Origin of the sequence: Mesorhizobium sp. M8A.F.Ca.ET.181.01.1.1, assembly GCF_004792025.1 — a bacterium.
Taxonomy (GTDB): domain Bacteria; phylum Pseudomonadota; class Alphaproteobacteria; order Rhizobiales; family Rhizobiaceae; genus Mesorhizobium.
Window position 1 is genome coordinate 1 of the sequence record NZ_SRTV01000340.1, and the last position, 281, is coordinate 281.

The window sequence follows — 281 nt, forward strand, 5'->3', positions numbered from 1 at the left end:
CGAGGACATCGCCAAGGAGACGCTGCCCGAAACCTTCTTCGTCGACTATGCCGGCCAGTCCCGGCAGGAGAAGGAGCAGGGCAACACGATCATGATCGCCTTCGCCGCGGCCGTGCTCGTCATCTACCTGGTGCTGGCGGCCCAGTTCGAGAGCTTCCGCGACCCGCTGATCATCATGATGGCGGTGCCGCTGTCGATCTTCGGCGCGATCGTGCCGCTCAACATTGGCCTGGGAACGCTCAACATCTACACCCAGGTCGGCCTGATCACGCTGATCGGCC

1 protein-coding gene is annotated in these 281 nt (G+C 63.3%); it reads left to right on the forward strand.

The window, feature by feature from the left end; all coding sequences use genetic code 11:
* On the forward strand, positions 1 to 281 hold a 281-nt coding region (locus EN824_RS34880), incomplete at both ends, for an efflux RND transporter permease subunit (protein ID WP_135933250.1).